This window comes from Sulfuriferula sp., assembly GCF_054605375.1.
Genome location: NZ_JBTSEG010000063.1, coordinates 1 through 2,626, shown reverse-complemented (window position 1 = coordinate 2,626; position 2,626 = coordinate 1). Strand labels below are relative to the sequence as shown.

At 47.8% G+C, this 2,626-nt stretch carries 3 protein-coding genes; all 3 read left to right on the top strand.

Features of this window, described 5'->3' with window-relative positions:
* Positions 1–715, top strand: a 715-nt coding sequence (locus ACYCZJ_RS16425; RefSeq protein ID WP_461555299.1) for a TonB-dependent receptor domain-containing protein, incomplete at its 5' end; no start/stop codon positions are given.
* Positions 712–1,080 carry a hypothetical protein gene (locus ACYCZJ_RS16420; protein ID WP_461555298.1) on the top strand — a complete coding sequence of 123 codons (369 nt, stop codon included), beginning with the start codon at positions 712–714 and terminating at the stop codon, positions 1,078–1,080. The genes ACYCZJ_RS16425 and ACYCZJ_RS16420, both read left to right, overlap by 4 nt.
* 388 nt (positions 1,081–1,468) lie before the next feature.
* Positions 1,469–2,047 (top strand): cytochrome b/b6 domain-containing protein, encoded by a 579-nt coding sequence (locus tag ACYCZJ_RS16415; RefSeq protein WP_461555297.1) that lies wholly within the window; start codon positions 1,469–1,471, stop codon positions 2,045–2,047.
* Positions 2,048–2,626: the final 579 nt, after the last annotated feature.

Genomic DNA, 2,626 nt, shown 5'->3' with positions numbered 1-2,626 from the left:
GCCCTATGCCGGATACAACACGCTTCTCGGCACCAGTCCGTCGTTTCCCAGTCAGTACAATAGTGATGTGCTGTATAACAACTATTTGACGGGCTTTATTCAAGACACGATCACGCCGTTTTCCGGCTTCAAGATTACGCCGGGCATTGCTGCAGTCCAGTACCAGACCCAAATGTATAATAACGGGAACCAGGCATTCACCAACCTTCCTGCCGGTGCTCAGAATCAAACGCTGATCAATAGCTCGGCGGACACCATATCCGGTCTTGAACCTTCGGTTGGCATTCGCTTTGCCCCGGTAAAGTGGGGTTCAATATATGCCAGTTATGCTCAGTCTTATCAAAATCCAACGGATAATAACTTTGGGGCCTATAATAGCCACGGCGGTGGCATCGACTTCAATAGTCTGAAGCCGGTAAAAAGTACAGATTATGAAGTGGGTGCCAAGTTCATGGTGCACAATTGGATGATGCTTCATAATTTCACATTCAACATCAACTACTACTATGATCATCTGGCCAATGAGACCATAGCGACTTACCTGAGCAATATCGCCCAAACCAAATTTGCATCGGCGAATGCGGTGGTGAATGGCGTAAATATCGCGATTGCCGATAATCCCTCCTGGAACTGGCACCTGTTTGCTAATCTGGCATTCAATCACTCGTACTATACCTCATATACTCCGCAGGGTGGGGGTACGACCTTACCATGAGTGCAGGTATTGATTATCGGTACTACTATCATGGCTTTCTGTTCTCACCCCAGTTTGTGGATCAGTACACGAGCTCACAGTATCTCTTTAACAACGTGACCGGTGCGCCATCGCATCAGAAGCAGCCGGGATACAACGTCTCTAACCTTAGCCTTGGGATAAAAACAAGCCGTTTGAATCCATACATACCGACTCTAAAAGGCGTGAAGCTCTCTGTGGGGATATACAATCTTTTTGACGCACAGTATAACCCCATTGAGTACATTACCAGTGGCGGGTACTTCAGTGGTAACAGTACTGGTGCCATTCTGGCTGATCCGGGCGCTCCCCGGCAGTATTTTATGACAGTATCGGCCAAGTTCTAAGCTGTTTTAGGGCACTGCGTCCTGTGACGCGTTGCCCTTTGACAAGTTATAGCGTCATAACTTGTCAAAGGGTTTCAGTAATATCGATTATTATGAGAATACCCACCTATCATTCCGGGAAGGCGTGCTGCGGTTCGTGTTCGGTGGCGTGATGGTAAATTATAGGATGGGAACTGTAATGATATGAGGCTGTTGCATTATTGCCATTAATCGCCAGTTAGGAAAAAGCCAAACACAACTTGACAGTTAATCATTATATTTATGATTTTTAGTAATATGCAAAAACAGCATTGATGATTGCAGCATGCGGCGTCACCTGTTAAGATTCGATCTGTGAATAATCAGCTTTATTTTACAAATTATATATCATCTAATTACGGAGTTTTACATGTCTGGAAATGTTCAAGAATGGCCAAGAAGTACGCGATGGATACATGTGGGATTTGCACTGGTGGTGACTTTTCTGCTTTTCAGTGAGCTCGATATGAAAGCCATATGGAAAAAGTTTGGTGAGCTTCCATTTCGGCATTTATTGTTTCATGCCCACATGTGGGTTGGCATGTTTGCCACAGTCATTGTTATTGCATTCTGGACCCAAGTTTACTATAACAAAAGCATACGCGCGCACCTTTTCCCGTACAGTGGCGAGTATTTGGAAAATATATGCAGGGATATAAAGGGGCTGGCAGAGAGAAGGTTGCCACCCAGTGGGATGCGCGGCGGTTTACCGGGCATGATACATGGTCTTGGTTTGCTTGCCGTGACCGGCATGGCCTTCTTGGGATTTATCATGTTTTTCTTAATTCCAAATTACGGAGTGGCAGCCCCCATAAGCTTCTACCAGATTCCCAAGAAAATGCACGATTTTCTTTCGTCATTTGTCTGGTTGTACTGGTGGGGTCATATCGGCATGGCTACGCTCCATGCCGCAAAATCTCCAGCCATTCTGCGCATATTCAGACCTTAGTAGGTATTCCCCGGAATATGTTTATTCCCCTTCAGGAAGCCACTCCTGGAATGGTCCAGTAGCCGTCGGCCTTGGGGATCCGGTATATACTGAGTAGCGTTAACTTGCTGCATTTGTGGATATGGCGATGTATTCAGACACAGCTCGGCCCGGCTTTTTCACCGGGCCGAGCTCGTCGTGTCGTGCCAGGCCTCACACTGCCGGCCGTCACCGCGACATTAATCCCTCATCGTGCTTCGTATTATAAGGTGGCTGGCCAGTTTGGCTGTGGGCCAGCAAGCATGACCACCGGGTGCGCTACATGACGCCTCGCGCCATTTGCCAGAAGGTAAAATTTTGGGTATCCGGTTGCGCAAATAGAGATCCGTAGACTCCCGGGATCGGCTGCCTAATGGTCGCCGCGATGATAATCTCGGCGCCTATGCTGCCGATCTTCTCTGTGTCGCTCACCATCTCTGTATCTGTGCTCATCACGGGACCTATAGTCTGTACGTTGACCATAGTAAGCCTGCGGTGTCATGTAGTAACCAGGAGCGTAACCCTGGTCGTCAGCAAACGCACTGGGGGTAACGGAGAGCG